2 protein-coding genes are annotated in these 460 nt (G+C 36.5%); both read left to right on the forward strand.

The features are described from left to right. The first annotated feature begins 25 nt into the window (after nt 1-25). Nucleotides 26-88 (forward strand): hypothetical protein, encoded by a 63-nt coding sequence (locus tag NXS07_RS21935; RefSeq protein WP_368859260.1) that lies wholly within the window; start codon nt 26-28, stop codon nt 86-88. Further along, a complete protein-coding gene (locus tag NXS07_RS20825; RefSeq protein ID WP_368859261.1) occupies nt 63-398 on the forward strand; it encodes a fimbrial biogenesis chaperone in 336 nt (111 codons plus the stop codon). The genes NXS07_RS21935 and NXS07_RS20825 overlap by 26 nt, the downstream gene beginning before the upstream one ends. Nucleotides 399-460: the final 62 nt, after the last annotated feature.

A 460-nucleotide genomic window follows, 5' to 3' on the forward strand; every position in this document is an offset into this window, starting at 1 on the left:
CCTTTGTTATTCACGCTCAATAGAAATCCACGAAAAACTCATTGGGACATATATTGAAAAATATCATTATAACGCTTGGGAGTCATGACCGTTTGTTGATAATGGTGTTTTTATATTTTTTCAGTAGTCACTTTGCAATGGCGGGTGGTGTAGTTATTGGAGGAACTCGGGTTGTTTACTTAAGTGATAAAAAAGAAGTTTCTGTATCTGTCAATAACTTAGAGAAAGAATCTGTTTACCTTATTCAGAGTTGGATTCAGGATGAAAATGAGAAAACCAAAACTCCGTTTATCGTGACGCCCCCTTTATTTAAGTTACCCGCAAATAACGAAAATATTTTGCGTATTATTAAAGTGGGTGATGGATTGCCAATGGATAGGGAGTCTATACGCAATTAACTTGAAGATGCAGGAATTAAAGTCTGGAAATTATCTGTCAACCGGGTGGTGAGTTCTTTCGC

Source organism: Xenorhabdus bovienii, assembly GCF_024721015.1.
Lineage (GTDB): Bacteria > Pseudomonadota > Gammaproteobacteria > Enterobacterales > Enterobacteriaceae > Xenorhabdus > Xenorhabdus bovienii.